This is a genomic window from Microcoleus sp. B3-A4 (assembly GCF_036705385.1).
In the GTDB taxonomy this organism is placed as follows: domain Bacteria; phylum Cyanobacteriota; class Cyanobacteriia; order Cyanobacteriales; family Microcoleaceae; genus Microcoleus.
On record NZ_JAUBUI010000107.1, the window covers coordinates 1 to 16,963 of the forward strand.

A 16,963-nucleotide genomic window follows, 5' to 3' on the forward strand; every position below is an offset into this window, starting at 1 on the left:
CTGTGATCAACCATCTGATTAACCATTTTTTTCCCTCAGCATTAGCTGGGTCAATTTGTGCTTAGTCTAAACTCCAATAGATATTCAGACTATTGTTATAGTAGAACGTTTCCGTTATCTGTGGAACAAAACCACTCATGAAGTACAATTTTACCTAAGTTCCTTACCCGTAGATGCCCAGCTTAATGGTCGTGTCATTCGTCAACATTGGAGTATTGAAAATCAAGAACATTGGGTTTTAGATGTCACTTTCAATGAAGATCGATCTCGCATTCGATCCTTGAATAGCCCTCGAAACTTGGCTGTTATCAGACGGATGTCCCTGAATGCTGTAAATCAAGAAACTACTCTCAAGCGTAGCTTGCGACAGAAAAGAAAACGGGCTGCAATGAATGATGAATACATGATGCTTCTTCTCAAATCCTTTTGTCAAGGCTGATTGAGATGCTCTTACCCTGATGATTTTAGTGCATTAAAGAGAGCTATAATGTATTCGCATTCTGCCACATCTCTTGATGAGATTATTGGCGCTTATTGTGCAAATTAGTGTCTCATTTTTATTTGAAATAACTATACTTCTTCTTTTGGCTATTTAACTCCATTTTAGCGATCGTTATTTAACCCCATTAGCTACTACTCCCAATACATTAAAATCAGCTACGTTTAGTTGATCTAAGGCTTTGCTTACCATACCGCGATCGGTTTTTTCTATTTTTACTATCAGCACGGTACCATCAGTTTGAGAAGCTAGTAAATGACCATCTGCTAAACCAATTAAAGGTGGTGTATCGTAAATGACTAAATCAAATAACGCTAGGAATTGTTCCATTAAATAGTGCATCTTTCTCGAAGACAGTAATTTAATGGGATCAGAGGGAATAGTACCAGCAGTAAGGACAAAAAGATTGTCATCGTCTGGCAATCGCTGAATAGCCTCATTTAAGCTTAAATCAGAACTTAAAGTATTACTTAAACCTTTCAGATTTGATAAACCCAGGTATGTGTGGAGTTGAGGAGAACGCATATTAGCATCCACTAATAATACTCGTTTACCCACAGCAGAAGCAGTTTTAGCTAAATAAACTGCTACAGTGGACTTACCCTCACCTTTCATTGTCGAAGTAATCGTTAAAGAACTTATCGGGTTTTCCGCATTTAATAACTGAATATTTGTGTATAAGTAGTGAAATGCCTCGACCACAGGAAAATCTTTAGAATTTGAAACTATTATTCGTTTTAAGCTTGCACTGTTAGTATTTGAAGTTATGCTAGTGAATTGAGCGGGAACACTTTCACCTCTACGAGATTTAATTTTCATCGCTTTGGCGATCGGAATGGCTCCCAAAAGAGGCCGTTTAGTTGCTGATTTAATTTCTTCTGGAGTATGGAAAACAGTATTTAAAACTTCTACTAGGAAACCTACAGCAATGCCTAGTAAACTGCTAATAACGAGCGCGATCGCTAGCTGCCGGCGGGTTTGTTTTTCTGTTACTGGGTCGAGCTCACCTTTTTCGTTTGTGACTAACTGTGGTTTAGATATAATTTGCCAAGAGTCATCAATTTGACCCGCATCTATTTGTAAAGTTTTTTGTTTTTCCATGAACAGCTTGAGAGTATCTTTAGCTAGTTCTAGTTTTAATTGTAGGTCATCATAGCGACGTTGAGCTTGGGGCATTTGAGTAATTTTTGCTTGCAGTAAATTTTGGCTATTAGTTATCACTCGCTCGCGAGCTTCCAACTGTTCTAGTTGTGATTTCATCTGAAAGAGGACCGACTCAGCTTCTGTTTTCATTAAATCGCGCAAACTTTGCTGCTTTTCCCGCAAAGATTGAATGGGAAGGCTATTTTCATAAAATTGAGTAGAGCTTAAAGCTAATTGCGATTCTATTTCAGTTATTTTGCTAATTAAACTTTCATAAGACTTGGGGCTAATATCAACAATCCAACGATTATCGCCCTTCAAAGATCTTTTTTTGTAGTTTTCATATTGCTGCCTACTTTCTGCTAGTTGTACTTGCACTTCTAGGCGACGATTAGTTACACTATCTAGCTGATCTGATAGGCTGCGGCTGCGTACTTCTGGCTGATTAAAGTTATACTTAATTCTTAAGGTTTGTAATTCTTGCTGCAAGTTATCTACTTTCTGCTGGAGGGGTGGCATTTGTCTAGCGATAAAATCAATACTTTGTTTGCTAACTCTTAAGCGCTCTTTGCCCATATATTCTCGGTAATATTTGGCAATTTCTTCCAGCACATATTTGATGCGCTTGGGGTCTCGATCACGGTAGCTAATATCTAGGAGTTTAGTACCCCCCTGCTTCCCATCTCGCAAGAAAGTAACACGTTGGATAGTCAAGCGGTTGTTGAGATTTTTATAGTCAAAATTTGGATATCTTTGTTGCAATTTATTAACTAAAGGTATTAGCACTTCGGGGCTTTTTAAAACCCGCGTTAAACTTTGATAATCCACCGAGGAACCGTCTTCCGCTGATGACTTAATTCTGTTCAAGTCTGTGATGCCTATACCGTTACTTTGAGCTTGGACTAAGAGCTTTGATAGCCGATCGTCTGTCGTAAGCGGTTCTGCTAAAACTGTAAATTTTCCTTCATACTCAGTAATAGATTTTTTGGCAGCCCTGAACACGAAAGTACCAGTCAAAGTACCTATGCTGGCAGCTACTATAGCCATCACCAGAAGGCGACGTTTGACGACAGCTACTACCCATCCCATATCAAGGACTTGGTCATCTCCTTCTGGGGTACTAGCTACGTAGTTAGGGGAGGCTGCGGACAGATAGTGACCATTAAGATCATCCTTTAGGGGAGAAAACAGCTTTTTATCCATAAGGCTAATTTTATGAAATTCCTAATTTCCTAAGAGTCTGAGTAGCTCTATTAGTCGGGTGGGAACGAGAATTCCACCAATAATACTACTAGCTGGTGTGAGAACAGTGGTAATGGTGTCTACCAAGGTAGCAGTCCTCGAGCGTCCCACTATAATTATGTCATTATCTTGAATAAGTGGGTTGGTTTGAGGATCGATTCCTTGATTCAAATTAATTGCTACTTCCGATCGGGATATAGTTCCATTAGGATTCAACCTGATCAGTTCCACGGATCTAGAGTTAGCGCGACTTAGTCTGAAACCCCCCGCACTCATAATAGCTTGATTTAAGGTAGTATTAGGAGGTAATTTGAGCCCACCCGGAGTATTGACTTCTCCGATAACACTCACTTGCACAGTCCCCGGAGCAAAGCTAGCAGTAGCTAGAACAGAAACTTCTCCTGGGTCGATAACCGTTGCTGTCGGGACAAATATGATATCCCCATCTTGTAGTATAGTATCTTGAGAGGTATCTTGTTCTTGCAAATATTGCCAGAGGTTAATAGTGCGGATTTGTTGTTTGCCACTTCTAGTATAACGTTGGAGTTGGATTTGGCGAATATCGGCGATTGATGTGATGCCACCCGCTAGTTGTAGAGCACGGATAATTGTCGGCTGTCCGTTGGTTCTTTGACCATTTTGGGTATCACCACCAATGGCTACATATCTACCGGGACGCTTTACCTCTCCGAATACTGAGACACTACGGGGTTGCTCTGCTGGTATAGAAAAATTAGATTCACTAACTTGATTTGTTTCTACTAAGTTAATTGTTTCTTGAGGGGGAACCAAAATTTGATCTCCATCTCGCAACGTGATGTCTTGGCTTGTTTGACCAGTTTGTAAATAATCCCACAGGTTATAAGTGATAGTTATTTCTTGGTTACCCTTGACACGACGTCGGACAATTACTCGGCGGATATCAGCGCTAGCTCGAATACCCCCAGCTTTTTCTAAAGCTTGAGGAAGGGTGGGAAACTGAACAGATGGTCTGTTGCCACCTCCATTAGCTAGGGGCAATAAGTAGGAGCCGGGACGGCTTATTTCACCAGATAACCAAATATTGATCGGGCGGGCAGCTTGTAAGCTGAGGGTAACTAAAGGTCTTTTTACAACGCGGCCATAAGCTCTAGTGATAACTTGGGCTGCCTGTTCTAAAGTTAATCCTTGAAGGGAAACACTACCAATAATCGGGATTTGAATAGCGCCCCCAGCGGGAATTTGATACTCCCCACTAAGCTGGGGCAGATCGTAGATATCAATTCTAATATTGTCTCCACCACCTAGATAGTAGTCAGTATTAATGCTTATTGCGGGGGCAGGGGACTGAGCGAGGTTAGTTTGAGGGTAGGAGAGAGTGAGTACCAGCGCCAGCAGTGGCAGTTGTAAAGCACGCAGGGTAAGCCATTTCATAGGTAGTAAGAAATTTGATGATAGAGGTAAAGCCATGAAAGATATTTTAAGGGTGCCGATGTTTGCGTTGATGTTGTTTTGTGTAGCGGTGATCGTGTTTGTGACTATTTATATTTTAGTCGCACGCCATCCCAAATTGGGTGCCAGATTAGAAAAGATTTTTGTGGGGATACTTTTTTTTACCATGACTGGTGGATCAGGTATCATGGCCATGCCCTTTACCAAACTCCATCCTAACGTTTTCTACAATTTAAAAACTACACCCCCAACAATGATTGCTCAAAGTGCCATTTATGGAGCCATGATATTAATTCTTTTTCCCCGCTTAACTAAAACTACCCAAAAAATAGTTTCTATATCCATTAAATGGATAGCAGGAGACATTTTTTTAGGTTTATTTTTATTGCTCATGACTTTATCGGGCTTGTGGTCACAAACTCCTGAAATTACTTTTAGGGCTATTTTTGCGATGTGGGCCATAACACTGGTTTCTATTTATGTAGGGAAAGTGTATAGTTGGTTAGAAATTTATGGATTATTGAGATGGCTAACTGGTTTATTAGCTTTATGGTTACTTGTGAAAACAAATGCAGCGCCGGACGGTTGTTGGACAGGAGTTTTAGGTCATAAAAACCCTTTTTCTTTTCAAATGGCTAATACAGCTTCTTTATGGATTTTATATGCTTTTAAGGAGCGTAAGTATCGATATTTCTCATTATTTATTATTTTAATAGCTTTAGTAGGATTGCAAAAAGGTTGTAGTGGTGCTAGTCGGATTTTGACAGTAGTATTGATCAGTTTGTGGAGTTATTTAGCACTCTTAAAAAAATTACCTGTCAAATGGGCTTTTGTCTGCTTTATCTTATTTTTGGTCGGTAGTATAGGTATAAGTATTTTGGTGTTAAATAATTTAGAGGCTATTATTGTGGATGGCTTGCAAAAAGATATGACTTTAACCGGTAGAACCGATTTTTGGCCTTTAATTATTGATAGAGTTAATCAAAATAATCCCATATTTGGTTATGGAGTGCAAGGATTTTGGCAGTCTTGGCGTGGCATGGACAACCCCGCTTACGGAATTTTAGTAGCTAAAACGGGTTTTGTGCCACCCCACTCTCACAATGGTTTTCTTGAAATACTTTGCGAACTGGGTTGGGCTGGATTATTGTTGTTTATTGGGTCATTTTTTAATAATATATTTAGAGGTATAAAGTACCTAGTTAAAGGAAGTTTTCCAGAGTCAGGTTTGCCTTTGTATTTATTAACATTTACGCTCATGACCAATTTGACAGAGGGGGGAATATTCGGGGTTGGTACTTATTGGTGTTTGTATATAGTTTTATCGGTAAAATTGAGCTTAGATAGGACAGCTAAGGATAATCCACACTGATGATGTCAGCCTTTGGTCAGGCTTATTAGGAGAATCTTTAAACAGAATAGGCATCTCCCCGACTTCTTTAAGAAGTCGGGGGTTTAACACCGATCGCATTTTACGTTTAATTAAGTGGGTTCACTTAATATGACTTGCAATTGTTTCACTTTCCACCGTTACTTCCACTGGCCAAGAATTTTCCATCTCTAGTGTTTGTTTCGGCTGATAAACTGCCAAGTCGAACCAGAAAGTCGTACCCACATTAACTTCGCTAACTAAATTAATTTTAGTGTGGTGCTTGTCAATAATGTTTCTGACAATAGAAAGACCTAATCCCGTTCCTTCTAAAGTGTGTACTCGGTTTTCTACCCGGAAAAAGCGATCGAATATTGCTTGTTGGTCTTCAGGATCGATGCCAATTCCAGTATCAGAAATTTCGATCCGCACTACCGGAAAATGCTTGGCATCCGGTGACAAGTTTTGGTTGAGGGATTGACCGTCTTTGTGGGTTGGCGCTTCCGGCTCTAGCAAATACGCTCGAATGGCCACTTTGCCGCCTGACTGAGTAAATTTTAAGGCATTTCCTACTAAATTTGCAAATACTTGCAGTAACAAATCGTAATGACCTAAAGCAGGCGGCAAATACGGGTCAACTTCTTGCTCTAATTCAATGCCTTTATCCTTAGCATTTAACTGATAAGTCCGCAGGGTTTGTTCGACAGCCTGCGGGAGGTCAACAGCCTCCAAGTGATAAACTCGGCAGGATTCCAGTCGCGACAAGTCTAACACGTCGTTAACTAAACGAGTTAGTCGATCGGTTTCTCGATTGGCAATTTCTAGGAATTCCCTCCGCTCGCTTTCTAGAAGGTCTTCTCCGTACTCGTGGAGAGTCTCGATAAAAGATTTGATATTAAATAAAGGTGTTCTCAATTCGTGAGAAACATTGCTGATAAAATTGCTTTTAGCCTCATTGAGTTCTACTTCCCGAGTGATGTCCTGCACTGTCATTGCAATGCCTTTGAGACTTTCTCGGTAATTTCCGGAACCTTGATGCTTGGAGGTTTGCTCGTAGAAAGTACACTCTACAGCTACCGGGCGTTGTGGTTCGGTACAGGTATCTTCCTCATGGCGGATGCAGCTTTTGCACAGCGGTTCGGCCCCGGGCGCTTTGTGCAGAATGACTGTAGTTAAAACAATCCGAATTGTACGGTTAACTGGTTCGCTCATAGAGATGCGAAATTCGCCGCCTTCGCGATCGCCTGCAGCTATTTCCTGCAAAGGTCTCGCCAACTCCTGCTGCACTTCCGAAGGCAAAATGTTCAGAACATTTACTCCGAGCGCTTTTTTGCCTTGCCACCCAAAAATCCGCATCCCCGTCGGATTAACTAAAATAACCTGCAAATTTGCGTCTAATAAAAGCGCGCCATCAGCAATCGTTGAAACCAAAGTTTCTAACTTAGCTTTTTCCGCTGTCAGCTCTTCAATATTTTGTTCTTCATAACTTTCTAGTTTCTGAGCCATTTCATTAAAACTGCCGATCAACTCGCCCAATTCTCCGCCTAAAGGCAGGTCAACTCGCTGCTTAAAATTGCCGCTGGCAATGTTTTTGACCCCAAAGACTAATTGTTTGATCGGCTGAGTAATTGTCAGGGCATTAAAGACAGCTCCCAAAATTACCATCACCCAAATAGTGACAAATACTGCTAAAGTGACATCCCTAGTAAGATTTGAAGAGATAACTGCTGCGGGATTTGGGTTAATGCCGATCGCCAAAACTCCCAAATATCTGTCTTCATGAATTAACGGCACAAATACATCGGTAACTTCTCCATCTGGCGTCAAATGCTGCCGCACCAAAGGCAAAGAAGTTAAATTTCTCGCCTCAATATCGGCGAGAAAATTATCGGGAAGTTTGATCTGGCGGCGCAGCGTCAGGGAAGTTTCCACCTCGGATTCCGAAAAGGGTATGCCCAGGAAAATATCCCCCGCTTCGTCTGCGTAAAGCATATAGCGGACGCTGGAAGTGCTGCTGTAAAATTGGCGGGAAAAGCGGGCTACTTCGGAGCGATCGTTTTTGGCAATCAGCGGCGCCACATTTGCCGCCAACAGCAGACCGAGGTCGCGGCCGTAGCGAGTATCGTTAAGTCGGGCGTCTTGCTGGATAGTATTGACGGCCCAGAATGTCAGGCCGCTCATAATTAACGACACTACGAGGGTAGCAGCGGCCATCAGGCGGGTCTGGAGGGTAAAATCCGACCACCAGCGGGCAATAATTTCTCCGATTTTGTTTAGTATGGCCAGCATTTCACCTGTTCACCAGTTCAATATTAAAAGCAAGATCAATTCAGTTGGCTCCCGATCGAATTTTCTGCAGCGACTTGTCCGCTACCGCCACCGCAGAGATACCAAACTTCATTGTTACATTTCTACATTGAGATTGCTTGGCTTTGGGATGGCGGCCGATGTCGCAGTTCCTAATTTTTATCGCCCAGAGCTCGGCGACCGATGTCCCGACGGCAGTAGACGCCTTCAAATTGGATGCAATCAACTGCTGCATAAGCTTTGGAGATAGCTTGTTCCAAAGTTTCTCCCGTCGCAGTGACGCCCAAAACCCGGCCGCCGTCGCTCACCAACTGCTGCTGCTTCAACTGAGTGCCGGCGTGAAACACTTCTGCTCCTTTGGCTTCAGCTTCCTCGATACCTGTAATAACTTTGCCTTTTTGATAACTCCCAGGATAGCCCCCAGAAGCCAAAACTACGCAAACAGAGGCCCCCGACTTCCAGCGAATAGAATATTCACCGAGACGCTGCTGACAGCAGGCGAGCACCAAATCTTCCAAAGGAGTTTCCAGCAGTGACAAAACCGCTTGAGTTTCGGGATCTCCGAAACGGCAGTTGAATTCTAAGACTTTGGGTTCTCCGTCGGGGGTAATCATTAAACCTGCGTAGAGCACACCCCGGTAGTCGATTTTGCGTTTTTGCAGTGCTGCGAGGGTGGGTTCGAGAATTTCTTCTTGAATCCTTTCCATGAGTTCCGGGGTGACAATGGGCGCTGGGGCGTAGGCTCCCATACCGCCGGTGTTGGCTCCCTGGTCGCCTTCGCCGATAGCTTTGTGGTCTTGGGCCGGCAGCAACGGTTCCACTGTGATGCCGTCGGTGAGGGCGAGAATCGAGACTTCTTGACCTGTTAAGAATTCTTCGACGACGACTCGGAGGTTGTCGGTGCCGAATTCGCCTCGGAAAATGGTGTTGATGGCGCTGTGAGCCATTTTGACGGTGGTGGCAACGGTGACTCCTTTGCCTGATGCGAGTCCGTCTGCTTTGATGACTATTGGGGTTCCTTGTTCCAGAACGTATGCTTTGGCTGCTTCTGCGTCTGTAAATACGGCAGCTTTAGGTGTGGGGATGCCTGCTTGGAGCATCAATTCTTTGGCCCAGGATTTGCTGGATTCAATTTGGGCACCGGCTTTGGTGGGCCCGAAAATCATGAGTTTTTTCTGTTGGAAATAGTCGGCGATGCCTAGCGATAGGGGCAATTCGGGGCCGACGATGACTAATCCGATGTTGTTGACCATCACAAAGCGTTCGATGCCTTGGAAGTCGTCGATGTTGAGCGACAGATTTTGACAGCCTGGGGTCGTAGCTGTGCCGCCGTTGCCCGGTACGCAGAATACTTGTTTAATCCGCGTAGATTCTAGCAGTTTTTTTGCGATGGCGTGTTCGCGCCCTCCGTTTCCCACAACTAAAACTTTCACAGTATCCTCACCTATAAATTTTGTTTCCTGAATGTCTGATTTTCAGTGTTGGCATCTGTCTATCTGCTTTTTGCAGTGCTGTCAATTATGCCATGCTTGGCGCTAGGGAATTGCTAGATGTGGCACTTTTCTGGAGGAGCGGGCTTCGACCGCTGTTTCTCAATGGCTGGGAACGTGCAATAATTAAAGACTTTAGCTGCCCAATTTTTATGGGTTCTGCCTCGATTTAATCCTGCAATTAAAACTCTTTTCTGGCTTTTAACTCTTCAATTACTGCAATAGAGCCAGGGCCAAATAGCGATAAGATAGGCAGGTTGACTCTGCGAATTTTTACTCACATGAAATCAAATCAAACCGCTGCGAGTTCGTCTGCCCAATTTAAGCGGGTGGGCGTTGTCGGCGGCGGCCAGCTAGCTTCGATGATGGGGGATGCTGCTAGGGCGCTAGGTATTGAATTGGTAGTACAAACTCCCCACGCTACTGATCCGGCAGTTTCTGTTGCTGCTGGTGTTGTTTTGGCTGCTGTTGATGATGTTTTGGCTACGGCTCAATTGGCGGCTGGCTGCGATGTTATTACTTTTGAAAATGAGTTTGTGGATTTGGATGGTTTGCGGCCGCTAGAACAGCAAGGTGTGTTATTTCAGCCGAGTTTGTCGTCGCTTTCTCCTTTGTTGGACAAGTACGTTCAGCGCTGTTATTTACAAGGTTTGGGTTTGCCAACTCCGAGGTTTTGGGAATGGGATTGCAGCGCGGATTTGCCCCCAGAATTGTTTAAGGCGGTGGCGATCGACTTTCCGGCAATTTCTGTTTCAGACAGCGTGCAGATGGAAGGAGACTCGGATGCTGGATCGATCGACTTTCCCTTTGTCGTCAAAGTTCGCCGCCACGGTTATGACGGCCAAGGTACTTTTATTGTTAACGATCGGGGGAGTTTGGAGTCAATTCGTGCTAAACTCCAAGGTCACTCTTTGCTAGTGGAAGAGTTTGTGCCGTTCGATCGCGAATTGGCAGTGATTGCGGCTCGATCGGCTAGTGGGGAAATTGCGATTTATCCGATAGTGGAAACTCAGCAGCAAAATCAGGTTTGTCATCTGGTGATTGCGCCCGCTGATATTAGTTTAGATGTGAAAACTGAAGCGTGCGCGATCGCCCGCACTCTCCTCAACAGTTTGCAAGCTGTCGGCGTATTCGGCATTGAATTATTTTTAACCGCCGATAATAAGCTGTTAGTCAATGAAATTGCACCCCGCACTCACAACTCGGGACATTTTACCATTGATGCCTGCGAAACTTCACAATTTGAACAGCATTTGCGCGCAGTTTGTCAACTGCCCTTAGGCAATTCGGATATGAAATGTGCAGGCGCTGTCATGGTAAATTTGCTAGGCTACGAGTCGGCCCAGTCCGATTATTTAGCAAAAAGAAAACAACTGGCACAAATTAGCGGTGCTTTTGTACATTGGTATGGTAAAGAAGTATCGCGTCCCGGCCGCAAACTCGGTCACGTTACAGTTGTGCTCGACGCGGACTTGGTGGCTCAGGGGCGATGGTCAGCAGAGGATCTCGCTCAAACCGTAGAATCCATCTGGTATGCAAGTTAAATTGCTCGAAGGTTGCCAAAATCTGGTTAGTTGGTATATATTAAATAAAGGTTCTACTGCGACGTTGGTGACTGCCAATAATGTTTTTTTGATCTATAACTCTTAACTCTCGGGAATCAAGATGTTTGGACAGCAGTAAACTGGGCTTGTACCCAGAAACTTTAAGTCCGAGCCAACGGTACCCACCTGGTAAAATACCAGGTCAAAAGCTGAGGTAAGACGGCGTTGCGGGGAACCATTAAAATTGTAATTGAGATAGGCGCTGTGAAATATGGCTAGCCTATTTTTTTTTGAGATAAACGCCTTTACTCATACTACATCTTCAAGTTGTGCCTAAACTCCTCTACGCAGGGCTATTTCATTCTAAATAATGCCTTAGCAATGAGATCGTTGTCGGTGGCATCGGAAGGAATAATAGAATAGAGCCCACAGTCAACACTTAACAATCATTCACTTTTTCGACTGAGAGTCACTCGTCAAGCAATCATGAGGAGTGCAACCGGAATTGACATGACTTGTCGATCGCGCCTGAGATAAAAATAAAGCGATAAGTTAAATTGACGACGGTAGATCGTGCCATATTTCCAGCGGTACTGGCCGCAACCTTCCCGCTACTTCTACACTCGGCCAATTCGGATCAAAAGTCAAATTTTCCAACGTTCCATCGCTGTGAATTAAAAACGTATCCTCAATTTTTGCCCCCGACAAACTGGGATTCCAAGCCACAGCCATATTTTCTGCCAAAATATCTGAAGTAGCCGGATTCGCCACAATTTCCCGCGCCAAATATCCGGTAGTTCCGCCTTGATGGTGTTCCGCAATTGCTTGAGGATATCCGTGCTCTTCGTAAGCAGTTTTAAGCGTATCATAAACCGCATTCAGCGTTACTCCAGACCGACACAAATTTAGCGCCGCTGCTTCAATTTCCCTGACTTGTCGGTGCAACTCTGAATACTTTTCCCCAAGAAAATCGAAACAGACAAATCTGGTTAAATTTGCATACAAACCCCATCCCCGGGCGCAAAATACTAACATTGCTTGTCGTCCAATTTGTTCGGCGGTAGCTGTGGCGTGGCGGTACATTGGTAAACGCCTTTCTCCAGCAACTAATGTCAGGGCTGGATGCAAACCTCTCGCCCACAAAGCCTCTGCACCGGCTCCCGCTAGCTGATATTCTGTCCATGTTGGTTTGGCTGCAGAAAGTACCTCTGTCATCGCTTCGCTGGCTAAACGCCCGACTCGCCGATATCGCTCTAATTCGCTTAACATCATTGTCTGTTTGCGAGACTGTAAAGATGCGATTATTGGCGTTTCTTTGGGATAGATTGGCCGATCGCTCATGACGTTACCGTCACCAGTAATTTCTTTGACGAAAGCTTCGCGCTGTGCAACATCAGCCCAAGGATAGATGTGCATTTGAAAGTTGGCTGGCAATTCCTCGTCTTGCAAGCGTTGAGCTTCGATTTCATCGGTGAGAACCCAAGCGTTTTCGGCAGTAATTAATATTTCTGCAACTCCGGTTTCTGCCGTTAGCAATACTGTATGGGAACCGCCGGCTGTGGCCCAGGCAAACCAGTCAGTGCCTCGCAAGCGAAGGGCGATCGCTCCTGTTTCGGTTAAGGCTTTGCGGATGAATTCGAGTTTTATCTCGACTTCTTTGTTGAAGGAGTTTATCATATATTGACCCAAAATCTAAAATCTAAAATCTAAGATAGATTGACCGATACGGCTTGCAATTCTTTAGCTTTTTCTTCGGGTAAAGCGTCGTTGGCAAACATTCCGGCGGCGAGTTCGGTTCCTGCTAGGTATTTTAGCCGTTCGCTCGATCTATAGGGCGGATAAAATTGGGCGTGCAAATGCGCTTCTGGATGGGGTTTCCCGTCTGTGGGTCCTTGAAACCAAGCCATCAAATAAGGGAACGGGCGATGCCACAAACCGTCATATTTGAGGGTGACTGTTTTTAAGGCCTTAGCGAGTGATTGACGCTGTTTTTCCGTCAAATCGATAAATGTAGCAGCGGGGGCGATCGGGGCAATCCACACTTCGTAAGGGTAGCGGGCACAAGCGGGGACAAAGGCGATCGCCTCTTCATCTAAATAAATAATTCGCTGTTTGTCGGAAATCTCTTTTTGAATCAAATCTTGCAGCAAACCGCTACTGTTTTTTTGATAATAAACCGATTGACATTCTAACATCCGTGCCGGCACCGGTGGCACGAACGGATAAGCGTAAATTTGACCGTGGGGATGGTGCAAAGTTACTCCGACTTCGACGCCGCGATTTTCAAAGGGCAAGACGTATTGAATTTCGGGATTGCTGCCAATAACTGAAGTGCGATCAGCCCATACTTCTAACAGCAATTCCAAGTGAGATAACTCCAAAGAACCCAAAGAAGCTAGCGGATCTTGAGTGAAAACAACGACTTCGCAAATGCCCTTGGCGGGCAAAGTTTCGACAATATTTGCAGGTGCATTTTTTGCTTGTACAGTCATCGAGGGAAAGCGGTTGTCAAAAACTGCTACATCGTACTCTCCCGGCGGCAATTCTGTCGGAAACTTAGGATTAATTGTAGCTGCCAGCGGGTTGTATTCCGGCGGCGGCATGAAAGTTCTTCCCTGACGGTGGCTGGCGTATGCTACCCATTCCCCCCGCAAAGGATGCCAGCGAAAGTGGGGGTTTGCCTCTACTGGTTCATTGCTGGGACTTACGGCCGCGATACCTTCTGGGATTGGGTAGCGACTGTACAGTGTGAGTGGGCGGCCGTCTGGTTTTAGCAATGTTTGGGCGTACATTTTTTGTAGGGGCGGGCGATCGCGTTTAATATATGTTAGGAGTATAACTTCGTGCTTTGAGCATCCGCCCCTACCTAAAGTCGCAAATTATTTTAACAAGTTTACTTTGCAGTACCAACGTCAGCCGACCGTCCGCAAGTCCCCCAGGGGTGGAAACCCACGGGGTTTTTAGCTAAAGAGCTCGCTATGAGGACTAATAGACCTCTTGCGAAAGTGCGATCGCTTTGGTAAAACAAAAGAAAAAATTAGCTTAATAATATGAATTACGAACAATTACAAAAGTTAACCCCCAAAGGCTTTAAACGCTACTGTGGAGTAAATCAAGAGACATTCAAAGAGATGGTAAAAATAGTCAAAGCGGAAAAAATATTTCAAAAAAGATTAGGAAGACCAAGTAAATTGTGCGTAGAAGACCAAATATTAATGACATTATCCTATTTGCGACAATATCCTATTTTTATCTGGGAATTAAATGGGGTATTAATGAATCAAGTGCTTATAAAATTGTAATTAGAACTAAGAAAGTTTTAATCCAATCAGGTTTATTTAATTTACCTGGTAAAAAAACCTTTGTCTAAGTCAAAATGAGATAGAAAGTGTAGCGGTAGATGTGTCAGAGCATGAAATAGAGCGTCCCCAAAAAAAGCAAAAGAAATATTATAGTGGCAAGCAAAAATATCATACAATAAAATCGCAAGTTTTAGCCAACAAAAAAACTGGAGAAATAATATGTACAGCTTTTAGTAAAGGGAAAACGCATGATTTTAGTTTGTTTAAAAAAAGCAAAGTTCGGATGAATAAAGAACTTGAATTTTTAGGTGATAAAGGTTATCAAGGAATTAAAAAGATTCATACTAATAGTAGAACACCGCTCAAAAAAATCAAAAACAAAAAACTGAGTCCAGCCGAAAAACTTTGCAATCGGCAACTAGCAAAAGACAGAATTATTATTGAAAACATACATCGAACTTTAAATATATTTAGAATACTTTCCTCAAGGTATCGGAATCGAAGAAAACGCTTCGGATTAAGATTTAATTTGATCGCTGGTATTTATAATTATGAACTTTCTTGGAAGACAAACTAGCGATCTCCTAAGACTTTCGCAAGAGGTCTATTGTCCTGGTTGGAAGGTAGCGATCGCCCGTGTTTGGTTGACAACGTGCCAGCAGTTGTGCTAAATTTGGCATGAGGCGAAGTTGGAACGAATTATAGATAGGGTTTGAGTAGCAATGGATACTGTTGGCGAAAGTATTACAAACAGACAAACAAAAGTGTTACAACTAAAAGCCGCCACAACAGATTGAAGGTTTGAGCCTTTCGTAATACGTGAAAATACAAATATGTATTACATTCGCCAACAGTATCAGCGACTACACAGGGTGGTTAATCTAATAATGATTCGATTCACTACTATTAGAGTTAATTAAGGAAATTGATGCAACCGCCTAGTAATTTGCCCACTCCTAAGAAAATTATTTATCTAGACTATTTGCGCCTATTCGCTTGTTTAGGAGTTTTTGCCTGCCACTTGTGGGTAGGAGGAATTTTACCTAATGCAAGCAATGTTACTAAAAACCTGAGCAATCTAGCTGATGAATGTCTAGGCATTAAAGGTGACTCTTTGTATCGATGTGGTTTTGACAGCCTTTTTCTGTTTCCTAGTAATAGCGGGGATCACCTCTTATTTAACTTTTTTAACTTTGTATTTGGACTAGGTTATCAAGCAGTTCATCTTTTTTTCATTCTAAGCGGTTTCGGATTAACCCTCTCCGCGCTTCTTGTGGAAAAGAAGACTGATAGCATCCGTTGGTTTGGTTTTATTAAGAAAAGATTCATCAGGTTATATCCATCATATTGGCTCATTTTAGCAATTTATCTTCTCCTAAACTTCTTTGAGTATTCCAGCTTTCTAGGATTACTTAAAACCTATGTAAAAGGTGCCATATTTCTTGATGTTATTCCTGCAACCTGGTACATCCCTATTCTTTTGCAACTTTACTTACTCTTTCCATTCCTCTTCTATTTTCTTAAAAAGCTATCTATAAAAAACTTTTTACTTCTTAGCCTACTGGTTAAAACAGTGAGCAGCGCAATTATTATCACTACATCGTTACTGGCGTTTGATAAAATTTTAGGGTTTGGCTATGGAGGACTTGCCCCTGGAGGAATTGCTTTAACTAGATTGTTTGAGTTTTGTTTTGGAATGGCGATCGCAAAACACTGGTTTACTCATGAACGTTCTGTTGATGCGTTTACCGTATTTCAAAAACCTAAGGCAATCATCTTGGGAATTTTCCTAGAATGTTTAGGCATTTTTCTTTCTTTGAAGTACACTGCAATACACTTTAGAGATCATGATCTCCCTGTCGGTCTCTTTATCTCTGATGCCTTTATAGGCATTGGAATTTTTATTATTTCTCTAAACCTCGTATTTCTAGTTGATGGTTTGTTAAAGAGCAAGAGTAAGGCGTGGCTTGATTTAATCAGTAATGGAACTTACGAAGCATACCTAGTCCACAGCATAGTATTAAGCTATTTCCTAACTTTATTGATTAAGCCTTCACTGCAATTTTTAAGCTCCACCGCCAGCTATCTCATAGTCTGCCTTTTATATTTGATAATTCTTCTAATCTTTTCCTCCCTAACTTTGTCTCTAGGTTGTTGGCTATTTAACCTCAAATCATATCTACTTCAAAAGTGGTCTTTGCTATTTAATTCCTAGTTGTTGTAGACCGCAATCATAATCGTTTGGAACCACAGTCAAGTTTTTTTGAGACCACATTAGACCTCTTGCGAAAGTGCGCGCGTTCTAGGTAAAATAAAAGAAATAATTAGCTCCCATAAGATGAATTACGAACAAGTACAAAAGTCAGGGTAAGAGCATCTCAATCAAGCTTTACAAAAGGAGTTGATAACAGTCATCATATAATCATTATTCATAGAAGCCTGTTTAATTTTTTGACGAAGACTACGCTGCAAGGTTTTCTCCTGATTAAGAGCGTTAAGTGCTATCCGTCTCAGGATGGCAAAATTACGAGGACTATGACCTGAACGAATCCGACATTTATCCTCATGGAACGTGACATCTAAAGTCCAATGAACTTGGTTTTCAATCGTCCAATGTTGACGAATGGCACGACCAA

The 16,963-nt window shown here is 42.9% G+C and carries 10 protein-coding genes, 1 other RNA gene and 2 pseudogenes; 6 read left to right on the forward strand and 7 right to left on the reverse strand.

All coding sequences use genetic code 11. The annotated features are described in order from the left end of the window. Positions 1-82: 82 nt before the first annotated feature. Positions 83-439: pseudogene (locus tag QUB33_RS26265) on the forward strand (ISAs1 family transposase); the annotation flags it as partial. A 174-nt stretch (positions 440-613) separates the two neighbouring features. Here the strand turns inward: QUB33_RS26265 and QUB33_RS26270 are convergent. Together QUB33_RS26270 and QUB33_RS26275 are read right to left on the reverse strand one after the other, a co-directional pair. Next, positions 614-2,845, reverse strand: coding sequence for a polysaccharide biosynthesis tyrosine autokinase (locus QUB33_RS26270; protein ID WP_333356491.1), 2,232 nt, complete (start codon positions 2,843-2,845; stop codon positions 614-616). Positions 2,846-2,866: 21 nt separating this feature from the next. Continuing rightward, positions 2,867-4,297, reverse strand: a complete 1,431-nt coding sequence (locus QUB33_RS26275) for an SLBB domain-containing protein (RefSeq protein WP_333356495.1) — start codon at positions 4,295-4,297, stop codon at positions 2,867-2,869. Between the two features lie 34 nt (positions 4,298-4,331). Between QUB33_RS26275 and QUB33_RS26280 the strand changes: the two genes are divergently transcribed. Beyond that, a complete protein-coding gene (locus QUB33_RS26280) occupies positions 4,332-5,687 on the forward strand; it encodes an O-antigen ligase family protein (RefSeq protein ID WP_333356498.1) in 1,356 nt (451 codons plus the stop codon). Between the two features lie 120 nt (positions 5,688-5,807). Here the strand turns inward: QUB33_RS26280 and QUB33_RS26285 are convergent, their stop codons facing one another. Continuing rightward, positions 5,808-7,973: an ATP-binding protein gene (locus QUB33_RS26285; protein ID WP_333356501.1), complete on the reverse strand. Its 2,166-nt coding sequence runs from the start codon at positions 7,971-7,973 to the stop codon at positions 5,808-5,810. Positions 7,974-8,143: 170 nt separating this feature from the next. Next, positions 8,144-9,424, reverse strand: coding sequence for a phosphoribosylamine--glycine ligase (gene purD / locus QUB33_RS26290; protein WP_333356506.1), 1,281 nt, complete (start codon positions 9,422-9,424; stop codon positions 8,144-8,146). Positions 9,425-9,762: 338 nt separating this feature from the next. Between purD and QUB33_RS26295 the strand changes: the two genes are divergently transcribed. Together QUB33_RS26295 and ssrS are read left to right on the forward strand one after the other, a co-directional pair. Next, positions 9,763-11,025, forward strand: coding sequence for a 5-(carboxyamino)imidazole ribonucleotide synthase (locus QUB33_RS26295; RefSeq protein ID WP_333356509.1), 1,263 nt, complete (start codon positions 9,763-9,765; stop codon positions 11,023-11,025). Between the two features lie 50 nt (positions 11,026-11,075). Next, positions 11,076-11,263: non-coding RNA, 6S RNA (gene ssrS / locus QUB33_RS26300), on the forward strand. Between the two features lie 314 nt (positions 11,264-11,577). Here the strand turns inward: ssrS and QUB33_RS26305 are convergent. Further along, positions 11,578-12,702 carry a M24 family metallopeptidase gene (locus QUB33_RS26305; protein WP_333356512.1) on the reverse strand — a complete coding sequence of 375 codons (1,125 nt, stop codon included), beginning with the start codon at positions 12,700-12,702 and terminating at the stop codon, positions 11,578-11,580. A gap of 29 nt (positions 12,703-12,731) precedes the next feature. After that, a complete protein-coding gene (gene galT / locus QUB33_RS26310; RefSeq protein WP_333356515.1) occupies positions 12,732-13,817 on the reverse strand; it encodes a galactose-1-phosphate uridylyltransferase in 1,086 nt (361 codons plus the stop codon). Between the two features lie 258 nt (positions 13,818-14,075). Here galT and QUB33_RS26315 point away from each other — a divergent pair. Beyond that, a pseudogene (locus QUB33_RS26315) lies at positions 14,076-14,904 on the forward strand (IS5 family transposase). A 351-nt stretch (positions 14,905-15,255) separates the two neighbouring features. Further along, entirely contained in the window at positions 15,256-16,542 is a 1,287-nt protein-coding gene (locus tag QUB33_RS26320; protein WP_333356517.1) for an acyltransferase, read from the forward strand. A gap of 167 nt (positions 16,543-16,709) precedes the next feature. On the opposite strand, the gene QUB33_RS26325 is transcribed toward QUB33_RS26320, so the two are convergent. Continuing rightward, the coding region (locus QUB33_RS26325; RefSeq protein WP_333356520.1) for an ISAs1 family transposase at positions 16,710-16,963 on the reverse strand (254 nt) is incomplete at its 5' end.

Coding starts and splice junctions, on each gene's coding strand:
- QUB33_RS26320 (WP_333356517.1), top strand. CDS start 15,256: ATGCAACCGCCTAGTAATTTGCCCACTCCTAAGAAAATTATTTATCTA.
- QUB33_RS26270 (WP_333356491.1), bottom strand. CDS start 2,845: ATGGATAAAAAGCTGTTTTCTCCCCTAAAGGATGATCTTAATGGTCAC.
- QUB33_RS26295 (WP_333356509.1), top strand. CDS start 9,763: ATGAAATCAAATCAAACCGCTGCGAGTTCGTCTGCCCAATTTAAGCGG.
- QUB33_RS26280 (WP_333356498.1), top strand. CDS start 4,332: ATGAAAGATATTTTAAGGGTGCCGATGTTTGCGTTGATGTTGTTTTGT.
- QUB33_RS26305 (WP_333356512.1), bottom strand. CDS start 12,702: ATGATAAACTCCTTCAACAAAGAAGTCGAGATAAAACTCGAATTCATC.
- QUB33_RS26285 (WP_333356501.1), bottom strand. CDS start 7,973: ATGCTGGCCATACTAAACAAAATCGGAGAAATTATTGCCCGCTGGTGG.
- galT (WP_333356515.1), bottom strand. CDS start 13,817: ATGTACGCCCAAACATTGCTAAAACCAGACGGCCGCCCACTCACACTG.
- QUB33_RS26275 (WP_333356495.1), bottom strand. CDS start 4,297: ATGAAATGGCTTACCCTGCGTGCTTTACAACTGCCACTGCTGGCGCTG.